This window comes from Mesorhizobium sp. WSM4906 (assembly GCF_029674625.1).
GTDB lineage: Bacteria > Pseudomonadota > Alphaproteobacteria > Rhizobiales > Rhizobiaceae > Mesorhizobium.
Genome location: NZ_CP121355.1, coordinates 5,176,537 through 5,193,945 on the forward strand (window position 1 = coordinate 5,176,537; position 17,409 = coordinate 5,193,945).

General features: G+C 62.6%; 17 protein-coding genes. 8 read left to right on the forward strand and 9 right to left on the reverse strand.

Annotation, left to right across the window (positions count from 1 at the left end):
- Positions 1 to 5 precede the first annotated feature (5 nt).
- The 3 genes from QAZ22_RS24980 to QAZ22_RS24990 are packed head-to-tail and all read left to right on the forward strand — an operon-like array spanning position 6 to position 3,140.
- Positions 6 to 848 (forward strand): ABC transporter permease, encoded by an 843-nt coding sequence (locus QAZ22_RS24980; protein ID WP_278203391.1) that lies wholly within the window; start codon positions 6 to 8, stop codon positions 846 to 848.
- Positions 845 to 1,987 carry an extracellular solute-binding protein gene (locus tag QAZ22_RS24985; protein WP_278076749.1) on the forward strand — a complete coding sequence of 381 codons (1,143 nt, stop codon included), beginning with the start codon at positions 845 to 847 and terminating at the stop codon, positions 1,985 to 1,987. Before QAZ22_RS24980 ends, QAZ22_RS24985 begins: the two co-directional genes overlap by 4 nt.
- Positions 1,980 to 3,140, forward strand: coding sequence for an ABC transporter ATP-binding protein (locus QAZ22_RS24990; protein ID WP_278203392.1), 1,161 nt, complete (start codon positions 1,980 to 1,982; stop codon positions 3,138 to 3,140). Before QAZ22_RS24985 ends, QAZ22_RS24990 begins: the two co-directional genes overlap by 8 nt.
- Positions 3,141 to 3,225: 85 nt before the next feature.
- Here QAZ22_RS24990 and QAZ22_RS24995 read toward each other — a convergent pair whose 3' ends face one another.
- Positions 3,226 to 4,203 carry a GlxA family transcriptional regulator gene (locus tag QAZ22_RS24995; protein WP_278203393.1) on the reverse strand — a complete coding sequence of 326 codons (978 nt, stop codon included), beginning with the start codon at positions 4,201 to 4,203 and terminating at the stop codon, positions 3,226 to 3,228.
- Positions 4,204 to 4,324: 121 nt separating this feature from the next.
- On the opposite strand from QAZ22_RS24995, the gene QAZ22_RS32225 reads away from it, so the two are divergent.
- Complete coding sequence (locus QAZ22_RS32225; protein ID WP_347566922.1) at positions 4,325 to 4,531, forward strand: DUF1629 domain-containing protein; 207 nt, start codon at positions 4,325 to 4,327, stop codon at positions 4,529 to 4,531.
- Positions 4,532 to 4,562: 31 nt separating this feature from the next.
- On the opposite strand, the gene QAZ22_RS25000 is transcribed toward QAZ22_RS32225, so the two are convergent.
- From QAZ22_RS25000 to QAZ22_RS25015, 4 genes are all read right to left on the reverse strand, one after another.
- Complete coding sequence (locus QAZ22_RS25000; protein WP_278203394.1) at positions 4,563 to 5,522, reverse strand: DMT family transporter; 960 nt, start codon at positions 5,520 to 5,522, stop codon at positions 4,563 to 4,565.
- A gap of 134 nt (positions 5,523 to 5,656) precedes the next feature.
- Positions 5,657 to 6,721: an FAD-binding oxidoreductase gene (locus QAZ22_RS25005; protein ID WP_278203395.1), complete on the reverse strand. Its 1,065-nt coding sequence runs from the start codon at positions 6,719 to 6,721 to the stop codon at positions 5,657 to 5,659.
- Between the two features lie 108 nt (positions 6,722 to 6,829).
- Complete coding sequence (locus QAZ22_RS25010; protein WP_278203396.1) at positions 6,830 to 8,149, reverse strand: aspartate aminotransferase family protein; 1,320 nt, start codon at positions 8,147 to 8,149, stop codon at positions 6,830 to 6,832.
- Between the two features lie 460 nt (positions 8,150 to 8,609).
- Positions 8,610 to 10,154, reverse strand: a complete 1,545-nt coding sequence (locus QAZ22_RS25015; protein WP_278203397.1) for a winged helix-turn-helix domain-containing protein — start codon at positions 10,152 to 10,154, stop codon at positions 8,610 to 8,612.
- Positions 10,155 to 10,276: 122 nt separating this feature from the next.
- Here QAZ22_RS25015 and QAZ22_RS25020 point away from each other — a divergent pair, with 122 nt between their 5' ends.
- Positions 10,277 to 10,996 carry a class I SAM-dependent methyltransferase gene (locus QAZ22_RS25020; RefSeq protein ID WP_278203398.1) on the forward strand — a complete coding sequence of 240 codons (720 nt, stop codon included), beginning with the start codon at positions 10,277 to 10,279 and terminating at the stop codon, positions 10,994 to 10,996.
- A gap of 224 nt (positions 10,997 to 11,220) precedes the next feature.
- Positions 11,221 to 12,369, forward strand: a complete 1,149-nt coding sequence (locus QAZ22_RS25025; protein ID WP_278203399.1) for an amidohydrolase — start codon at positions 11,221 to 11,223, stop codon at positions 12,367 to 12,369.
- A 21-nt stretch (positions 12,370 to 12,390) separates the two neighbouring features.
- On the opposite strand, the gene QAZ22_RS25030 is transcribed toward QAZ22_RS25025, so the two are convergent.
- Complete coding sequence (locus QAZ22_RS25030) at positions 12,391 to 12,684, reverse strand: DUF982 domain-containing protein (RefSeq protein ID WP_278203400.1); 294 nt, start codon at positions 12,682 to 12,684, stop codon at positions 12,391 to 12,393.
- Between the two features lie 600 nt (positions 12,685 to 13,284).
- Between QAZ22_RS25030 and QAZ22_RS25035 the strand changes: the two genes are divergently transcribed.
- Both QAZ22_RS25035 and QAZ22_RS25040 read left to right on the forward strand, forming a co-directional pair.
- The gene (locus QAZ22_RS25035; protein ID WP_278203401.1) at positions 13,285 to 13,686 is read left to right on the forward strand and encodes a VanZ family protein; all 402 of its coding nucleotides are present in this window, start codon (positions 13,285 to 13,287) and stop codon (positions 13,684 to 13,686) included.
- A gap of 97 nt (positions 13,687 to 13,783) precedes the next feature.
- The gene (locus QAZ22_RS25040; RefSeq protein WP_278203402.1) at positions 13,784 to 14,353 is read left to right on the forward strand and encodes a DNA-3-methyladenine glycosylase; all 570 of its coding nucleotides are present in this window, start codon (positions 13,784 to 13,786) and stop codon (positions 14,351 to 14,353) included.
- A gap of 132 nt (positions 14,354 to 14,485) precedes the next feature.
- On the opposite strand, the gene QAZ22_RS25045 is transcribed toward QAZ22_RS25040, so the two are convergent.
- The 3 genes from QAZ22_RS25045 to QAZ22_RS25060 form a co-directional block, all read right to left on the reverse strand.
- Positions 14,486 to 14,812 carry a hypothetical protein gene (locus QAZ22_RS25045; protein ID WP_278203403.1) on the reverse strand — a complete coding sequence of 109 codons (327 nt, stop codon included), beginning with the start codon at positions 14,810 to 14,812 and terminating at the stop codon, positions 14,486 to 14,488.
- A 58-nt stretch (positions 14,813 to 14,870) separates the two neighbouring features.
- A complete protein-coding gene (locus QAZ22_RS25050; RefSeq protein ID WP_278203404.1) occupies positions 14,871 to 16,454 on the reverse strand; it encodes an alpha/beta hydrolase in 1,584 nt (527 codons plus the stop codon).
- A 439-nt stretch (positions 16,455 to 16,893) separates the two neighbouring features.
- Positions 16,894 to 17,322: an ATP-binding protein gene (locus tag QAZ22_RS25060; protein ID WP_347566923.1), complete on the reverse strand. Its 429-nt coding sequence runs from the start codon at positions 17,320 to 17,322 to the stop codon at positions 16,894 to 16,896.
- Positions 17,323 to 17,409: the final 87 nt, after the last annotated feature.

The following is a 17,409-nucleotide window of genomic DNA, read 5'->3' on the forward strand; positions in this document are numbered from 1 at the left end:
GGCGGATGAAAGCGGCACGGCCGAACCAGGAAGGCAAATGGGCCTGGCGGCTGACCGGCTTCGTCACCTTGTGCGTCTACATCTTCATGTTCGCGCCGATCGCGGCAACCGTGATCCTATCGTTCAACGCCTCGATGTTCGGCGGCTTCCCGATGACCGGCTTTTCCCTGCAATGGTACGGCAAGCTGATGGCCAACGAGGCGGTGCTGGCCGCGTTCCGCACCTCGCTGTGGATCGCCTTGGTCACGGCGGTCGCCACCACGGCGATCGGCGTCGTCACCTCGTTCGCGCTGGTGCGCTTCGACTTCCCCGGCAAGCAGATGCTGAGCACGCTGGTGATCCTGCCGGCGCTGGTGCCGGAAACCATCCTGGGCGTCGGCCTGCTGGTGCTGATCAAGGCGGTCGACCAGCCGCGGACGTTGCTGCTCCTGGTGCTCGGCCACATCCTGCTTGCCGTGCCCTACGTGGTGCTGATCACCCAGGCGCGCATGGTCGGCATCCGGCGCGTCTTTGAGGAGGCGGCGCTTTCGCTCGGCGCCTCGCGCTTCTCGTCCTTCCGCGAGATCACGCTGCCGCTGCTCATCCCGGCGGTCGTGGCGGGCGCGCTGCTCGCCTTCACCATCTCGTTCGACAACACCTCGGCCAGCCTGTTCTGGCGGCCGGCGGGGATCGAGACGATGCCGACGCAGATACTGTCGATGCTGAAAATCTCGATCAGCCCCGAGATCAACGCGCTCGGCACGGTCATGATCCTGGTGACCGTCGGCATCCCGCTGATCGGCGGCGTGCTGATGCAAAGCCTGAGCAGATTGAAAAGACGCGGCGAACCAAAGGAGGAAGCACGATGAAACTATCCACCACCAAGCGGCTGGAACGGCTGCACGATAGATATGTCAACGGCGATCTCAGCCGCCGCACTTTCCTGAGCCTGACCGCCGCCGCCGCGGCTTCGGCGGGCCTCTCCATGCCGTGGATGAGCCGGGCGCTCGCCGCGGTCGAACAGGTCCGCTTCGACGGCTGGGGCGGGACGGTGCAGGACGCGATCGACAAATACGCCTTCCAGCCCTACACGGCCAAGACCAAGATCAAGGTGGTCCAGGGCACGTTCGGCGACGAGAACGAGATCATCACCAAGATCAAGACGGCGAAGCCCGGCGACTTCCAGATCGTGCATTCGTCCGGCGTCAACTACTACATCAAATACATCAACGCCGGCATGAACTCGGAGATCAACGAAGCCAACATTCCCAACATGGCGAATGTGCTGCAGCCGATGATCGAGCCGTTCCGCAAGCTGACGCCAAAACTCTCTGCCGTGCCTTACGACTACGGCACCACCGGCATCGCCTACAACACCAAGGTGATCTCGCCGGAGGAGGCGAAGGAGAAGGGTGCTGCCCTGCTGCTCGACAAGAAATATGCCGGCAAGGTCGGCGGCTATGCCGACATGACCACGCGCGTCTGGTACGCGGCCCTGGCCACCGGGCAGGACCCCAACAACATCAAGGACATGGACACGATCTGGGCCAAGGTGCGCGAGACGCGCGACCTCGCCAAGAAGTTCTGGAGCTCCGGCGCGGAGCTGATGGACCTGCTCTCCAAGGGCGAGATCGTGGTGACCGATGCCTGGTCGGGCCGCGTTGCCGCGCTGCAGGATCAGGGCCATCCGATCGGCTATCTCGATCCGGCCGGCTCCTACGCCTGGATGGAGGACATGCTGATCCTGAAAGGCTCGCCGATGGCCGAGTGCGAGGAACTGATCAACTTCATGCTCGATCCGGCGACCTCGATCGCGGTTGCCGAGGGCCAGAGCTATCCGCCCTCGCTCGACCCGACCAAGGTCAAGCTCACCGAGAAGATCGAGAAGCTGCCGGCCTTCGACAAGACCGGCTCGATGAAGGCGCTGACCTTCGCCGATCCGGTCTACTGGGCGACCAACGAGGACGCCTGGACCAAGCAGTGGGACAGGATCGCGAAAGGTGCCTGACAGAAGCGAAGCGTCAACCAGTCCCCGGCCGGCCTCGGCCGGGGCACCCTCCCCCAGCACGGCTTCCGGTACGGGCGCGGACAAGCCGGCGGTCGAGTTCCGCGACATCGACATCGCCTATGGCAAGTTCGTCGCGGTGCGCGATTTCTCGCTGTCGATCCGCAAAGGCAGCTTCGTCACGCTGCTCGGGCCGTCGGGCTGCGGCAAGACGACCATCCTGCGCTCCATCGCCGGGCTGGTCGACATTTCGGGCGGCCAGATCATGATCGGCGGGCGACGCGTTGACGACGTGCCGATCTACAAGCGCAATATCGGGCTGGTGTTCCAGAGCTACGCGCTGTTCCCGCACAAGACCGTGTTCGACAATGTCGCCTTCGGCCTGAAATACCGCAACGTGCCGAAGCCGGAAATCGCGCGCAAGGTGGGCCAGGCGCTCGACATGGTGCGGCTGCCGGGCAGCGAGAAGAAGCTGCCCTCGCAATTGTCGGGCGGCCAGCAGCAGCGCATCGCGCTGGCACGGGCCATCGTCTTCGAGCCGCAGGTGCTCTTGCTCGACGAGCCGCTGTCGGCGCTCGACGCCAACATGCGCGAGGAGATGCGCGTCGAGATCAAGAAGATCCAGAAGGCGACCGGCATCACCGCCATCTTCGTCACGCACGACCAGGAAGAAGCGCTCTCCATGTCGGACCGCATCGTGGTGATGAACGCCGGTTCGGTGGAACAGATCGGCACGCCGGAAGAAGTCTATGAGACGCCCGCCACCGCCTTCGTCGCCGATTTCCTCGGCAAGGCCAACATGCTTGCCGGCACCGTCAGCAAATCCGATCGCACGACGGCTGTCACGCTTGCCGCCGGCCAGACGGTCGACGTGACGTCGCCCAGGCTGCTGGTGCCCGGCAGCAAGGTCACCGTCGTGGTCCGGCCGCAGACGCTGTCGGTTGGCGCAGGCGCCAACCGGCTGTCCGGCCGCGTCGTGTCGACCTCCTATCTCGGCGGCAGCGCCATCTACGAGATCGACATTGGCGGCAAGACTACCGTGCGGGCCAATGCGGCGATCAATGGCCGCATTGTCCGCGAGGGCGAGACGATCGAGGTCGGCTTCGATCCGGGCGGCTGCGTTCTGCTCGACGAGAGCGGACAGCGGATCTCGTAGGGCGTGTTGATATTCAGGTGACGCCGGCCTGACCTGAATCTCGACACACCCTGGGACGCCGCGCGTCGCGTCGCTTGCAGAAGCATCATTTCGCCGCTTGAGCAGCCAAGCGGTTGGGATGCCTGACATGGGTCGGCGTGATGCCGGTGTGCTGGCGGAACACCCGGCTGAAATGCCCGGCATTTTCGAAGCCGCATCTGTAGGCGATGTCCCCGACTGCCAAGTCGCTGCCTTCCAGCAGCGACTTGGCGTAATGCACCCGCAGCGCCAGATAGGCGGCCATCGGGCTGGTGCCCAGTTCGGTCGCGAAAAGACGCTCGAGCTGGCGCCGCGAGCAATTCAGGCGGCTGGCGATCTCGGTGACCGACACCTTCTCCTGGAGGTTGCTTTCCATCAAGAGCAAGGCCCGCTTGACCGCGCGGCTCGCGGCCTCGGGAAACAGGTCGCCCACGGGCTGCACGTCCGTGATGTTGCGGATGCGATCCAGCACCAGGATCTTGGCGGCCTTCTCTGCCGCCTTCTGGCCGATGAACTGCGACACGAAATAGCCGGCGAGGTCCGCCGCGCCCGTGCCGCCGGCGCATGTCGCGCGACCGCGGTCGACGGAAAACAAACTGTCCGCATGCGCGTTCACGTCGGGGAACTGGGCGCGAAAATCCTTGATGTGGAACCAGCTGACGGCGGCGCTGTAGCCGTCCAGCAAGCCGTAGCGGGCCAGCACGAAGCTTCCCGTGCACAGCGCGGTTATGGGCACGCCCTTTTCGGCTGCCCGCAAAAGGAAGGCCTCCTTTTCGGCGCTCAGATTGCGGTTGGTGTCGAGCAGGCCGCCGACCACGACGACGTTGTCGAAATCCTCCGGATTGCCGACCGCCCTAGTCGGCAGCAATTCGACGCCGCAGCTCGCCCTGATCGGCAGGCCGCGCTCGCCGACGATCTGCCAGTCGAACTCCACCCTGCGGCTGCGATCGCCCTCATCGCCAGCCAGGCGCAGCGTGTCGATGAAAAGCGACAGCGGCGACAAGGTGAAGTCGCGCACCAGGAGAAACGCAAACTTCTTGGCCATTGGTTTCCGGGACCGTCACATGTTTTATCCGGCGCTTATTCCGCGAGGACACTATCCTCGAGCGCTGGTCGACGCATTTATCAAAAGCGGCACTGGATTTCTCCGAATATTTTGATCGTCGTTGCGGGTCCTCGCGATCCAGCGCTACGCGTTCGCCGCGGACAAGGTCCGTACCGCCGAGGTATTCAAGCTGCCGATGCGGGCGTCGCCGGTGTTCGTCAATGATGCGTTCGTCGATCGGGTTCGGGACGCTGGGCTGCGGGCGGTGTCGTTCAAGCCCAGATGGACATCGGACGGAAGCATCGGGGATGAACGACCCTCGGCATAAGCCCCCCGCGCCGCTGTCGGAGAACCGCGGCCTAAGCGACGCGAGCAGGGTTCGGCTTGGGCTTGACTGCCGTGGCGAGCACGATGCCCACGACAATGAAGGCGGCGCCGAGCAGGTCGTAGTCGTGCAGGCTCTCGCCGAGCAGCAGATAGGCGAGGATGGCGACGAACAGCGTCTGCAGGTAGAGCAGCATGCTCGCCCGGCTGGCGCCGAGCGTCTCGACGCTGCGGTTGTAGAGATAGTACATCAAGGCGCCGCCGGGGCCGGCCAGATAGGCGAGCGCGAGCCAGCCATGAAGGTTCAAGGCGGAGCGTTCGTCGTTGAACAGTTCCCACAGATGGAAAGGCAGGGCGACCAGCGCGCCGGCGCCGAGCAGGAGCACGACCAGCGGCAGCAATTCGATGCCGAATTTGGACCGGCGCACCAGCACGGTGTAGAGCGCCCAGCAGAAGGCGCTGCCGACGATCCACAATTCGCCGAGGTTGAACTCGAGCTGCACCAGCGCCGTCAGGTCGCCATGCGCGACGATCACCAGCATGCCGGCGAGCGCCGCCAGCGCGCCGAGCGCCTGCCACAACCCCAGCGGCTCGCCGAGCACGAAACGCGCGAGGACCATCGTCATGACCGGAGACAGCGCCATGATGATGCCGGCCGTGGTCGCGTCTGTGTCGGCGAGGCCGCGATAGATCATGCCCTGGCAGAACGTGAGCCCAATCGCGCCCACGGCGACGATCTCCAGCGGCCGGGATTTCAGAAGCGCCAGCATCGCGCCATGGTGCCGGTGCACGATCGGCAGCAAGATGGCGCAGGCGAGCGCAAGCCGCCAGAAGCAGAGCCCCCAGGGCGGCATTTCCGGCGCCACCCATTTGGCCGCGATATAGACGCCGGCCGACAGAAGCCAGCACAGCACGGCGGCCGGATAGCCGGAGAGCGAAGGTATCGACGCGATCGCGGGCTGTTCCGCCGGATGAGCTATCGGCACTGCCTGCATGTCATCCCCCCGTCGATGAATGTCTGCCCAAGGACGCGGCCGAAGTATAGCATCAGGCGTGGCGGCACGAAGGCTCGCATCTTAAGCGTCGGCGCAGCAGGCCCAGCGCGCGTCCGGCGCACCAGACGCGTCCGTCAATTGACAGCGATGTTGCGTCCTGCCGACGGCAGCAGGCTCTCCGTGCCGGGCGCGGAAACCGGAGCGCCGTGAAGAACCCAGTCGGCCGCGATCTGCCCGATCACCGGGGCAAGTTGGATACCATAGCCGCCGGCGCCCGCGGCGGTCACCAGGCTTGGCTCGGACGCATCGATCGGGCCGACGAAAGGGCGATGGTCGGCGGTCACCGGGTAAAGCCCCGCCCAGCCGCGGCCAAGCCGCGCGCCGGGCAAATCGGGCAGCCGCTCGAGCAGGAGTTCCGCCAGTCTGATCTTCGACTGTTCCTCGCACTGGTCGTTGTAATTGTCGGGGTCCTCCGGCGCGGCCGAGTCCACCTTGTGGATCTCGGCGATCAGCTCGGTGCGCTTCTCGTGGCGGAAATTGAGGCCGCTTCCCTCGCCGTTCACGAGATCCATGACCATCGGCATCGTGTAATCGAGCGGCTCGTCGAGATGGACGACGACCGCCTCGTGACGCTCGGGCCAAATGTGCAGGCGCTGGCCGAAGAGTTCGGCGACCTGGGGCGCCCAGGCGCCGCCTGCATTGACCACGACATCGCAATCGATCGGATCGCCACTGGTCTCCAGCGTGTAGCCGCCTGACCGCCGCTTTGCCCCGAGCAGCTTGCGATACTGGCGTATTTCGCCGCCCTGGGCGCGGACCATCCGCGCCAGGAAATCGCACATCTCGTGAGGATCGAGGAAGCCATTGTCGGGTCCGAACAGCCCACCTTCCAGCCCATCCGGGCTGATATGAGGAACCAGTTGCTTGAGTTCGTCCGCACGATAGAGGCGCGACCGCAGGCCGGCCTCTTCCTGGATTTCCGCCGACTTCGCAAACAGCTCCATCTGCTTTTGCGTCCTTGCAAGCCGCAGATAGCCGATATGGTTGAAGCCAAGCCCCTGGCTCTCCCATTGACGGAAGCGGCGCAGCGAATGAACGCGAAGCATGATCTCGAACGGATCGGTGAATTGCGATCCGACCACGCCGACCGCCCTGCCACTCGACCCGGAAGCGATCGACTGGCCTTCAAGCACCGTCACGCGCCCTGTTCGACCAGGTGGAGCGCCGAGCACAAACCCAACGTGCCCGCGCCGATCACCACGACATGAGGAGAAGCTGTCATCCCATGGTCCTCCTGGCGGTTCGTCTCAGGACTGCCGGGCGATGTCGCCAAGGATCTCGTCGATCGCCTGCAGAATGGCTCGAGTGTCCTCCTCGGTCATGGGCGTCGACAGGGCGAACAGGCCATAGCTGGCGGACAGGACGCCGCGGCCGAGCAGGCCCTTGTGAAAGGCATCGAGCTTCCGGCGCTCGGCCTGGCCGGGATAGACGGACCTGTAATCCGTGACGGGATGGGCCGTGAAATGGACCTTGAACAGCGAGCCCAGGCCGACGCATTGGCCGGCAAGACCATGCTTGTCGAATGAGGCGGCGACCCCGTCGCGCAGCAGCGTCCCGAGACGATCGAGATGGGCGAAGCTTTCCCTGGTCAGCGCCTGCATGGCGGCCAGCCCGGCGCGCATCGTCACCGGGTTGGCGGTGAATGTGCCGCCATGCGGAAGCGCGGGCTTGCCCCGGGTCGGATCGAACACCGCCATGATGTCGGCCCGGCCGCCGACGGCGCCCACCGGGAAGCCACCGCCGATGATCTTGCCGAGCGCGGTCAGGTCGGGCGTGATGTCCCACAAGCCTTGCGCGCCCGACCAGCCGAGGCGGAACGAGATCACCTCGTCGAAGATGACCAGGGCGCCCGCCGCGTGGGCGATCTCGACCATGGCGCGCAGATAGTCCTGCCGCGCCGGGATCAGCCCGGCGCGGTTCGGCATGGGATCGATCAGCACGCCGGCAATCGTATCGCCCTGAGCGGCGAAGACCGCGCGCAAGGCCTCCGTGTCGTTGAAGGGCACGGCGATCACGTCGTCCAGCACCCCGCGCGGCGTGCCCCTCGCATAGGGCGTCGAATTCGGCAGGTCGCCCCAGTTGGCGGGAGAACTGTCCAGGCTGACTTCAGCGAAGTCGTAGGAGCCGTGATAGGCGCCCTCGATCTTGACGATCCTGGGTCGCCCGGTGAAGGCGCGAGCGGCCTTGATGGCCATCATCACGCCCTCGGTTCCCGAGTTGGCGAAGCGGATCTGGTCGACCGAGGGCAGCCGTTCGACCAAGAGTTCGGCAAGCTCGATCTCGCTGACCGTCGGCGCGCCGAAGGCCGTGCCGAACGGCAGCTGATCAACCACCGCCGCCGCTACATCCGGCTGCGTGTAGCCATGGATCATGGCCGTGAAATTGTTGATGCAGTCGTAGTACACGTTGCCGTCCACGTCCCAGACCCTGCACCCCTCGCCTCTCGCGGCATAGATCGGAAAGGGATCGACGAAGACCGTCGTGCGCGTGTTGCCGCCCGGCATCACCTTTTTGGCGCGCTCGAACAGGCTCTTCGATAGGGGCATGTCGTTTGGATAGTGCGGCATGGCTCGATCGTATGGCTTCGTTGGCGCAGTGTGCAATCGGCCACGGAAGACATGCAACGTGACCACACTCACCTGTCTTCGCAAGATCGAGCGCCAAGGCGCGACATGACTTCCACGCCTATCATTTTAGTAAATTATGATATAAAGCTTCCCGACGTAGAGTGGAGAGTAAAGCGTATGGGTGAGAAGTCAGGGTTCACAGACAAGGAAGTCGAAGAGCATCTTAGAACACGCCGCCAGGTGGCCTTTCACCGTGATGGCGGTTCCGTTTCCAAGGTCGAATGCATTCATTGCGGCCAGCCCTTCGACCCTATACTCGCAACTGCAAGCCATCTTGGTCTTTGCAACTATTGTTTCGACAAAGACTAGTCTGTCGCCGGCCTGATCCGGTGCAATTTGGTCGCGAAACAACCCATGATCAGCGCTGCGCCGCCGGATTTTGCCCCGGCTGAAACGAGCACTACGACAGCCCGGCCGCGCGAAGGCCGCCGATGTAAAGCGCGCGCTTCTCCGGCTTCACGATCGGATGGTGTTCCTCCACCCACGCAACCGAAAGGTTCGGCTGCAGGCGCAGCGCTTCCTGAAGGGCGGCCGCGGCAGTGGCGGTGTCTCCAGCCAGGGCGGCGGTTGCAGCATAGGTGCGCCACGCCGTGCCGAAAGTCGGCCTGAGCTGAATTGCCCTGCGCTCCAGATCGGCGGCCACGTCGAACCGCCCGGCAGTGAAATGGCATATGCCCATGGTGGAAAAGATCGCCGCCTGGATAAAGTCGCGCGGGCTGAGGCGCGCGGCAATTCCCAGATGATGCAGGCCGTCCTCGGCCATGTCGCCATAGCCGTAAGTTGAGCCCAGAATGCAGTGCGCCAGCGACAGGCCGGGATTGCGCTCGATCGCTTCCAGCAACTCGTCGACGGCAGAGCGGAAATTGCGCGACACCATATGGACATAGCCGGCCGACAGGTGTGCCCAGGGATCGTCCTGGTCGCGCACGATAGCCGCCTGGGCCCTCGCCAGCGCCGAGGCCAGCAGTTCGCGGGGCGTGGGCGTCAGCCCGAGCGCCGCCCGCGCGCCAGTCGTCCAGGCAAGCAGGCTGTTGGCGCGAGCATAGTCGGGATCGATCTCGAGGGCCTTGACGAGCAGATCCTCGGCGAGGTCGAGGTCTTTTTGCGATCCCCACGTCCAGACATGCGGCATCGCCTTCATCACAAAGCCCCAGGCATCGAGCTTCTCGGCAGGACGGCTGTACAGGCGCAGCCGCTCGGCCTCGTAAAGCTGGGGCTCGATCGAGGCCATCACCTTGTGGGTGATCTGGTCCTGCAGCGCCAGGAATTCGCCGCTCTCGACATCGAAGCGTTCCGCCCACACCTGCGTACCCGCGCTGGCGTCGCTTAGCGTCGCCGTGATCCTCAGAGCCTGACCGGACTGGCGCACGCTGCCTTGGAGCACGTAGCGAACCTTCAACTCGCGGCGCAACCGATCGAGCTCGATACGCTGCGGATCGTAGGCGAAGGAAGAGCTGCGGTCGCGCACATGCAGGCCGCGCAACCGCGACAGGCCGGTGATGATGTCCTCGGATAGCCCGTCGGCGAAATAGGCCTTGTCGGGATCATCGCCGATCAAGCGAAAGCGGGTCACCGCAATGGACGGCCCCTCCTCGGGTTCGGCCGCGCCGTTCCGCGCATCGCTTGCGTCAAGCCGCACCTCGCCGGTCAGCCGGTAGCCCACGCGCGCCACGGACACGATGGAGTGCGAACTGTCTGGCCCCTCGTCCAGGACCTTGCGCAAGGCTGCGATCTGCACCGACAGGTTGCCTTCCTCGACCGCCAGCCCATTCCAGGCTGCATCGAGCAGTTCATCCTTGCCGACCACGGTTCCGGCCGATCGCAACAGGCGCTCGAGAAGCAGCATGGCCCGATACGGCACCGAGATCGGCACACCGCGCCGGTAAAGCGTTCCCGCTCCCACGTCGAGCAGGAAGGGACCGAAAGTGTAACGCTGCTCCTGCATCACCGAACGCTAATGCAATGAGGGACATTTTGGAAGGTTTCGGAAGCTTTAGGAGCGCTCTTCGCTACTTTTAGCGGCCAGGATTTCAAACTGATCGCACCTGAGCCGAGAGGAGCGATGCGATGAACGCCGCCACCAGAATCCAAGTTGCCGTAAGCCCTTCCGCTGGCCTGTTCCAGGACATGTGGGGAATCTACCGCAAGATCGTGGACAACAATTACCTCAATCACCGCGAGGCATACTCGGCGCTGCGCCAGCGGTTGCAGGACCAGCGGCCCGGCTTCACGTTCCTGGATATTGCTTGCGGTGACGCCTCATTCAGCGCAGCGGCCCTGGCAGGGCTGCCGCTCGGCCGCTACGTCGGCATCGACCTGTCCCAGCCAGCGCTCGACGCCGCCGCCGCCAACGTCGCCGGCCTGCCATGCACGACCGAACTGCGGCATGGTGACTTTAGCGAGTGGCTGACTGCCTTTGAGGAACCTGTCGATGTCGCCTGGATCGGCCTATCACTACACCATCTGCCGTTCGACAAGAAGCTTGATGTCATGCATCATCTGCGGCGCCTCGTGGTCCCATCGGGCACGCTTATGATCTACGAGAATACCCGTAGGAAATTGGAGAGTCGGGCTGGCTGGATGAAACGCTGGGGGCGGCAGCGGAACCATTTTTCGAAGCTCAGCGGCGGCGAATGGCTGCTGGTCTCCACCCATGTCCAATGCATGGATTATCCCGAAACGGCGTCTGGTTGGCGGGACCTTGGCCACCGGGCCGGGTTTGGCCAGATGCGAGAGCATTATAGATCACCCGCGAACCTATTCCGACTGTTCAGCTTCCAAACATAAACGATGACGCGAAGGGCGCGTTACGCGTCATGGCCATGCGTCAGGAGTCATGCCGGTACAAGTTCTTGCCGGCACGAGCCTGTCGCTCGGCCCGTGAACGCGCGCAGGCTGACGCGGCGTTCGGGAATTCGCCCATGGACTATTTGAATTGATCGGCGTGGCACGGCACGGGCAAAACCCTATTGTGTTGGTTTGAGCTGCAATTCAAACGGAGCGCCAAACCCATGACCCTGACCAATCGAGATCTCGTCGAGCTAACGGAATGGCGCCGCAAGCTGCACCAGCAGCCGGAGATCTCCAACGAGGAGGAGAAGACGGCGCGCGAAGTCGTCGATTTCCTCGCCGATACCGGGCCGGACAAGGTGCTGACCGGGCTGGGCGGCCACGGCGTGGCGGCGGTCTATGACAGCGGTGAAGCCGGGCCGACGGTGCTGTTCCGCTCGGAGCTCGACGCGTTGCCGATCCACGAGCTTTCGGGCGTGGCGCATTCATCGCAGGTGCCGGGCAAGTCGCATATGTGCGGCCATGACGGACACACCGCGATCCTTGCCGCGCTCGGCCGCCAGCTTGGGCGCCAGAGGCCGGCGCGCGGCCGGGTCGTTTTGATGTTCCAGCCGGCGGAGGAGACCGGCAATGGTGCTGCCGGCGTCGTCGCCGATCCGCGCTTTTCCGAGATCCAGCCTGATTTCGCCTTCTCGCTGCACAATCTGCCGGGCGTGCCGTTCGGCGAGGTGCGGCTCAAAGCCGGCGTGGTGAACTGCGCCTCGCGCGGCATGCGAATCGTGCTCGAGGGCAAGACCGCGCACTCCTCCATGCCCGAAACCGGAACCTCGCCGATGCTGGCGGTGAGTGAGCTGATGCCGCAGCTTCCGGCGCTCGGACGCGGCACTTTTGCCGACGACGATTTCGGCATGGTCACCGTCACCCATTGCTCGATGGGCGAAGCGGTGTTCGGCATCGCGCCCGGCCATGCCGAGGTGTGGGCGACGCTGCGCACCCGCCGCGACGAGCGCATGACGTATTTGTGCACCGCCGCGGAGGCGCTGACGGCCAAGATCGCCGCCCAGCACGGCCTTTCCGCCCGCCACGACTATCACGAGATTTTCGTCGCCAGCGTCAACGCGCCGGACGCGGTGGAACATCTGAACCGGGCGCTGGACGAGGAAGGCGTGACACGCGGCGAGGAAGCGCTGCCGATGCGCGCCTCGGAGGATTTCGGCATCTTCGGCCACAACGCCAAGTCGGCGATGTTCTTCCTCGGCGCCGGCGAGCGCCACGCTTCGCTCCACAATCCCGACTACGATTTTCCGGACGACCTGATCCCGATCGGCTCGCGGATATTCATGCGCACGGCGCGCAATCTGCTCGGCTGATCGTCTCGAGGGAAAGGCGTATCAGTTTACGGAAAATCTGAACCGGTCCGACTGTTCGTCGCCGGTTTCCAGCGCGTCCGGCGCAAGGATGCCTTGAGCCAGGGCGAAGGCTTCGAAGGCAAGGCGCGCCGATTCCACATCGGTTTTGCCAGCCAGGGCGGACCGGCAGGCAGCGGATGTGGCTGCATGGATCGAGGTGCGGCTGCCCGACCACTCGTCCAGGACCTGACAGGCTTCCATCACGGACGATATCTCGTATGGGAAGCCAAGCCCGACAAACACGTGAATTGGATGGGAAAAGGATCCGACCTTCATCGCTAACCCTGCCGTTGTGGACGCGAGACTTGTCTTGGCAAGCCAAAGCGTGTCGCGCGGAAACGGATTCACGCGCCGCGCTTAAGTTTTGTTCGATGCATGTCGTTCTCCCAAAACCGCTGCGCACTTTTGGGCGACATGCATTGTTCACCGGGAGGCCCGACTGCCTGGAGGCCAGAAATAAAGCCGAGCAGTCGGGCCGAGGACCATTGCTGGCCCTCAGAAAATGCCTCACGTCAAATCTACTCTTCAAGTCAGCCAATCGGCGGTCGGATATAACCGAACGAGGTGTGAGCCACGCTTGCGGCTCAACCCCGGGAGAAATTGCGCAATGAAAATGCCCGCCGGCCGGAGCCGGCGGGCATTGCCCCCTACCCCAAGAATAGGTCGCCTTGTACCAGGCTTCCGCCGGATGGTCCGCCCAATGGATGATCCAGCATTCCTATGCCGTGAAGACTACGCCTGTTGGGGGAAAAGCGCTGTAACCCCTCGGCAACAGCACGGGGGATTCGCAGGCTCCGCGTTGCGATTCAGCGCGTCACGCGCCGCCCCCTCGCGCACCTATATTGTTATGTCGGCTTACCGCCTGTATGAGCGGGGATGATTTCGATCTCCCGCCTTGCCGCGCTCGTCCTGCTCGCGGCGATCACGTTCGCCACGCTTTCGCCGATCCAGATGCGGCCGCACCTGGGCGACGCGAACGTTGAACGCGCCCTGGCCTATATCCTGTTCGGCCTTGCCCTGACCTTCGGCTTCCCCTCCCGCCTTGTGCAGACGATGCTGTTCGTCTGCGCTGTGGCAGGCGTGCTGGAGCTGCTTCAGGTGATCGATCCCGGCCGGCATGCCCGGCTGCAAGACGGCCTCCTGAAAGCAGCGGCCGGTCTCATTGGGATAGCGATGGGAAGGCTCATCCTTGCAGCCGCGAAGAGGGCCGCCGCACGCCGCAATCCAGGCAACCGCGATCGCCCTCTAAGCCCCACTCGATCGGGAAACCCCACTTGATCGAGATGATTGTCGGCCGTGTTCAGTGTTTCCGGCGAGCGGGCGATCGACCGGTGCCGCAGGATGATCATGGCCTGTCCGACCAGCGTTGATCGCCATGCCGCCTAGAGCCGGTTCCGATGCGCTACGCGACTTCTTTGCCCGCGATGCAACCTTGGTGGCGCGTGCATTGATCGGCGCGCGGCTCGGGCTCGCCGGCGTCGGCGGCATCATCGTCGAGACCGAGGCCTATCGGCCCGACGATCCGGCCTCGCACAGTTATCGCGGCCGCACGCCGCGCAACGCGCCGATGTATGGCGCTCCCGGCAGCGCCTATGTCTACCGCTCCTACGGCCTGCACTGGTGCCTGAACGCGGTGTGCCTGCCCGGCAGCGCGGTGCTGATCCGCGCGATCCAGCCGCAATCCGGCATCGCAGCCATGCGCGAAAGGCGAGGAACCGACGACGACCGTCTGCTTTGCTCCGGTCCGGGCAAGCTCTGCCAGGCGCTCGGCATCGACGGCTCGCATAACGGGCTGTTGCTCACCGCACCGCCTTTCGAACTTGCCCGCTCCGAGACCACAGCGGCGGCGATCGTCACGGGGCGCAGGATCGGAATTTCGAGAGGCGTGGAAGCGCTATGGCGTTTCGGGCTCGCGGTTTCCCCCTATCTCAGCCGGAAATTTTGAGGCATCGGGCAGAGGCGACGCAACCGAAAGCATGCCGCGCTGAAATGGATTCAAACTTCTGGCGACAGGCAATAGAGTGTGGGAAACCCGACACGACTTGGTTTGCGCGACCGCTGCGCTTACTCATGGTTTTTACCCATGGTTTTGCACGAACTTTCGGCAAGCGGGCGATAATTGTTCGATCCTCCCCGCAAGGTCGCACTTTCCCATCGGTATCGTGGGGCAAAGCCGTGCGTAGTCGCGACGACATGCCTTGCCTTCGAAAAGTTTGAAGGTTCTTACCTGCTTCGGGTTAGTTCCGCTGACTGAACTGGGCACCAGCCCCGTACCGATGTCCATCGCTCCATCGCGGCCGGCGCCTTTGCCGCCTCCTCCTTTCGCGCATGCAGCACCGCCAAAGGCGGCGGAAACAAAACTTGCACCCAACATGGAAAGCAAAGCACGGCGTGACATAAACATTGTCCGATCTCCCCTCCACTAGCACGCTATGAACTGCCGTTTGCAGCAGCTCCCGAAACTACTCGGGCGAAACGGAACCGACGTGCCCTAGCCGGAACGGCAGCCTCATCTGCTTGGACGACATCGCCGACAAAGCCCGTCGCGACGAGCCCCCCGACCACTGCTTGTCTGCCGAGCTCATGAACTGGGGAGGCGTCATCCGGTCGACGCATGCGGTCGTCAACTTGCGTGTGGGATTTGCCAGGAAATCGGCAACCACCTCAGACCCGCAAGGATCGGAATCGATTACATCGTGCCCAATTCCGCGAAAGACGACCACTTGCCCGAGAGCAAGCGCCTCGGCCGCGCGGTTTGCCCACTCGGTCGGAGTCGCCGGATCGTACTCACCCGACAACAAAAGAGTGGGTATGTCGGTACGGCGCGGCCGGATTTGAGGCGTCGATCCGTTGATATCTTTCCAAATGGGGCACCCCCACGAATATTCATCCGACTGAGCCCATTTCACCCAGTATTTGCTACTTTCTTTGCTCCAATCCGGGCGACCATTATCTGAACATGTCACAGAATAATCCATCCCCTGTGAAATCTCCAGATCCTCTGGTTCAAATGCCAACTCAGCCAGCGGTTCGTAATCCTGCTTATATGTCCTCTCGATCAACTCCGGCAACATTAAGATATCTTCACGGTCATATAGCATTCCAAAAATAAGCTCCAGGAAATCCACTCCGGAAAAGTACTTGTATCGATATTTCTTTTCTTTGCTTCGCAACAACAACGGCTGCCTGTCTAACTGAGTAGAAATCAACTGAACCGCTTTTGATATGTTTTCCATGCACATATCTTGCTTCCGACAATCTCTCTCAAGTACTTTTAGCGACTTTTCAAGACTTTCACCGTCTTCTGCTATATAATTAATGTCTAATGGAACAACAGAATCGAGTATGCTTGCCGAAATCCCTTCCGGGTGCCGATTCATCACTTCCAGTGCAAGTCTGGTTCCGTAGGAAACACCGTAGAGAACCCATTTCTCTATGCCGAGAGCGCTTCGAAGGTCATTGATGTCCTCGGCATTTTCCCCGGTATTGTAGGAATCGAGATCAACCCCCCTGGCGATCAGCGCGGTCTTACACGCGATAAGCTCTTTCTGCCGGAAGGTGTCAAAACCGGCATCGGCAGCGACATCCGAAAGAATGGAGTTCCAATGGTCAGGCTCGAAATATCGAGTGCAACCCAGATTTGGGGCAGACCTGCCAATTCCACGCTGATCGACGACGACGACCCGGCGTCCAATCATCCAGCTTTGGGTGCTGATGAATTCCCACCAGTCATCGATGTCTTCCCTATCTGCAATATCGGTGGGTTGGCCCGGACCGCCTGTAAGAAAGACAACAGGCTCATGCCGTTCGCGGTCCGGATCGAAAATCACAATCGATAGTACAATCTGATTGCCGCTCGGTTTCTTACGGTTTTCCGGGACACTCAGCGTCCCGCACGTCATCGCGCGGTCCTGCGGTATTTCGAACCAGCAGTCAGTCTTCTTGAACTCTCTGGCAAAAAGCGGCCGGCAGTAAAGAACAAGCGCAATGGATGCGATGGCAAGGAAGAGCAACTTATCAGACTTTAAGATGTATCGAATAAGCATTCTGCCATTCGTCAACATATGTCGCCCCAGAAGTGCGCAGCGGTTCTACGCACAGCGCCCAACGAAAGCACTGCGGGCGCATTGCTACACCCGACCAATGCTTTCAAGATCGAATTACCGATCAATGTCGTCAGGCACAGCCGCTAAAGTTGTGGTCGAATTCCCTAGATTCTTGAGGTTTGTTAACGCCCCTCATTCGGTTTACCCAAGCTATTAAATATTAGTGTATTCTAACGCTCAAAGCAAGCCGGATGAGGTTGTCGCGGCGATCTTTGCGGCCCGACGCTCTCGCGTCAAACATCGCGGCGCCCGCTCCGAGACCCATCCGGCCGCGATCGTCTCGGAGCGCAGGATCGGCCTTACCAAGGGCGTGGAGGCGGAGTGGCGCTTCGGCCTCGGGGGATCGCCTTATCTCAGCCGCAGGTTCTGAGCGCGGCGCTCAATCCATATGAACGAAGACATTGAATCCCTCCGCCGGACCAGGAGGAACGAAATAGCTTGAAAACAAATCGTATTCCGCTTCGCTCACCTGAAATTGGTGTGTGCGACCCGCATTCCGCTCCTGGAGCCGCTGCCGGCAGATAGCGTCGGGAATATCCAGATAGTGAAGCTCATGGAGCACGCCGGCGCTGTCAGCCAGCGAACGCATCCAACGCCGGTATGCGACAGTATTGGCAGGGAAGTCGAGAACGACCGAAAGCCCGTGCCGAAGGATGTCGACGACATGAGGACCCATCGCCGTGCGAAGACGCGCGGAACACTCAGCGTAGTCGTCGATCGTCTTCAGGGCCTCGGCAAACAGCGCCGAGGTCCAGTGATCTTCGCTGATGAGGAGGGTCGCCGGCCGGGCCGCCAGGCGGGGTGGCAAGGGTGGACTTTCCTGCGGCAATTTTCCCGCAGAGCAGATATAGCGTCGTCATCCGAACTTCCAAAATCTCGGTTTGATCAAGTGGGC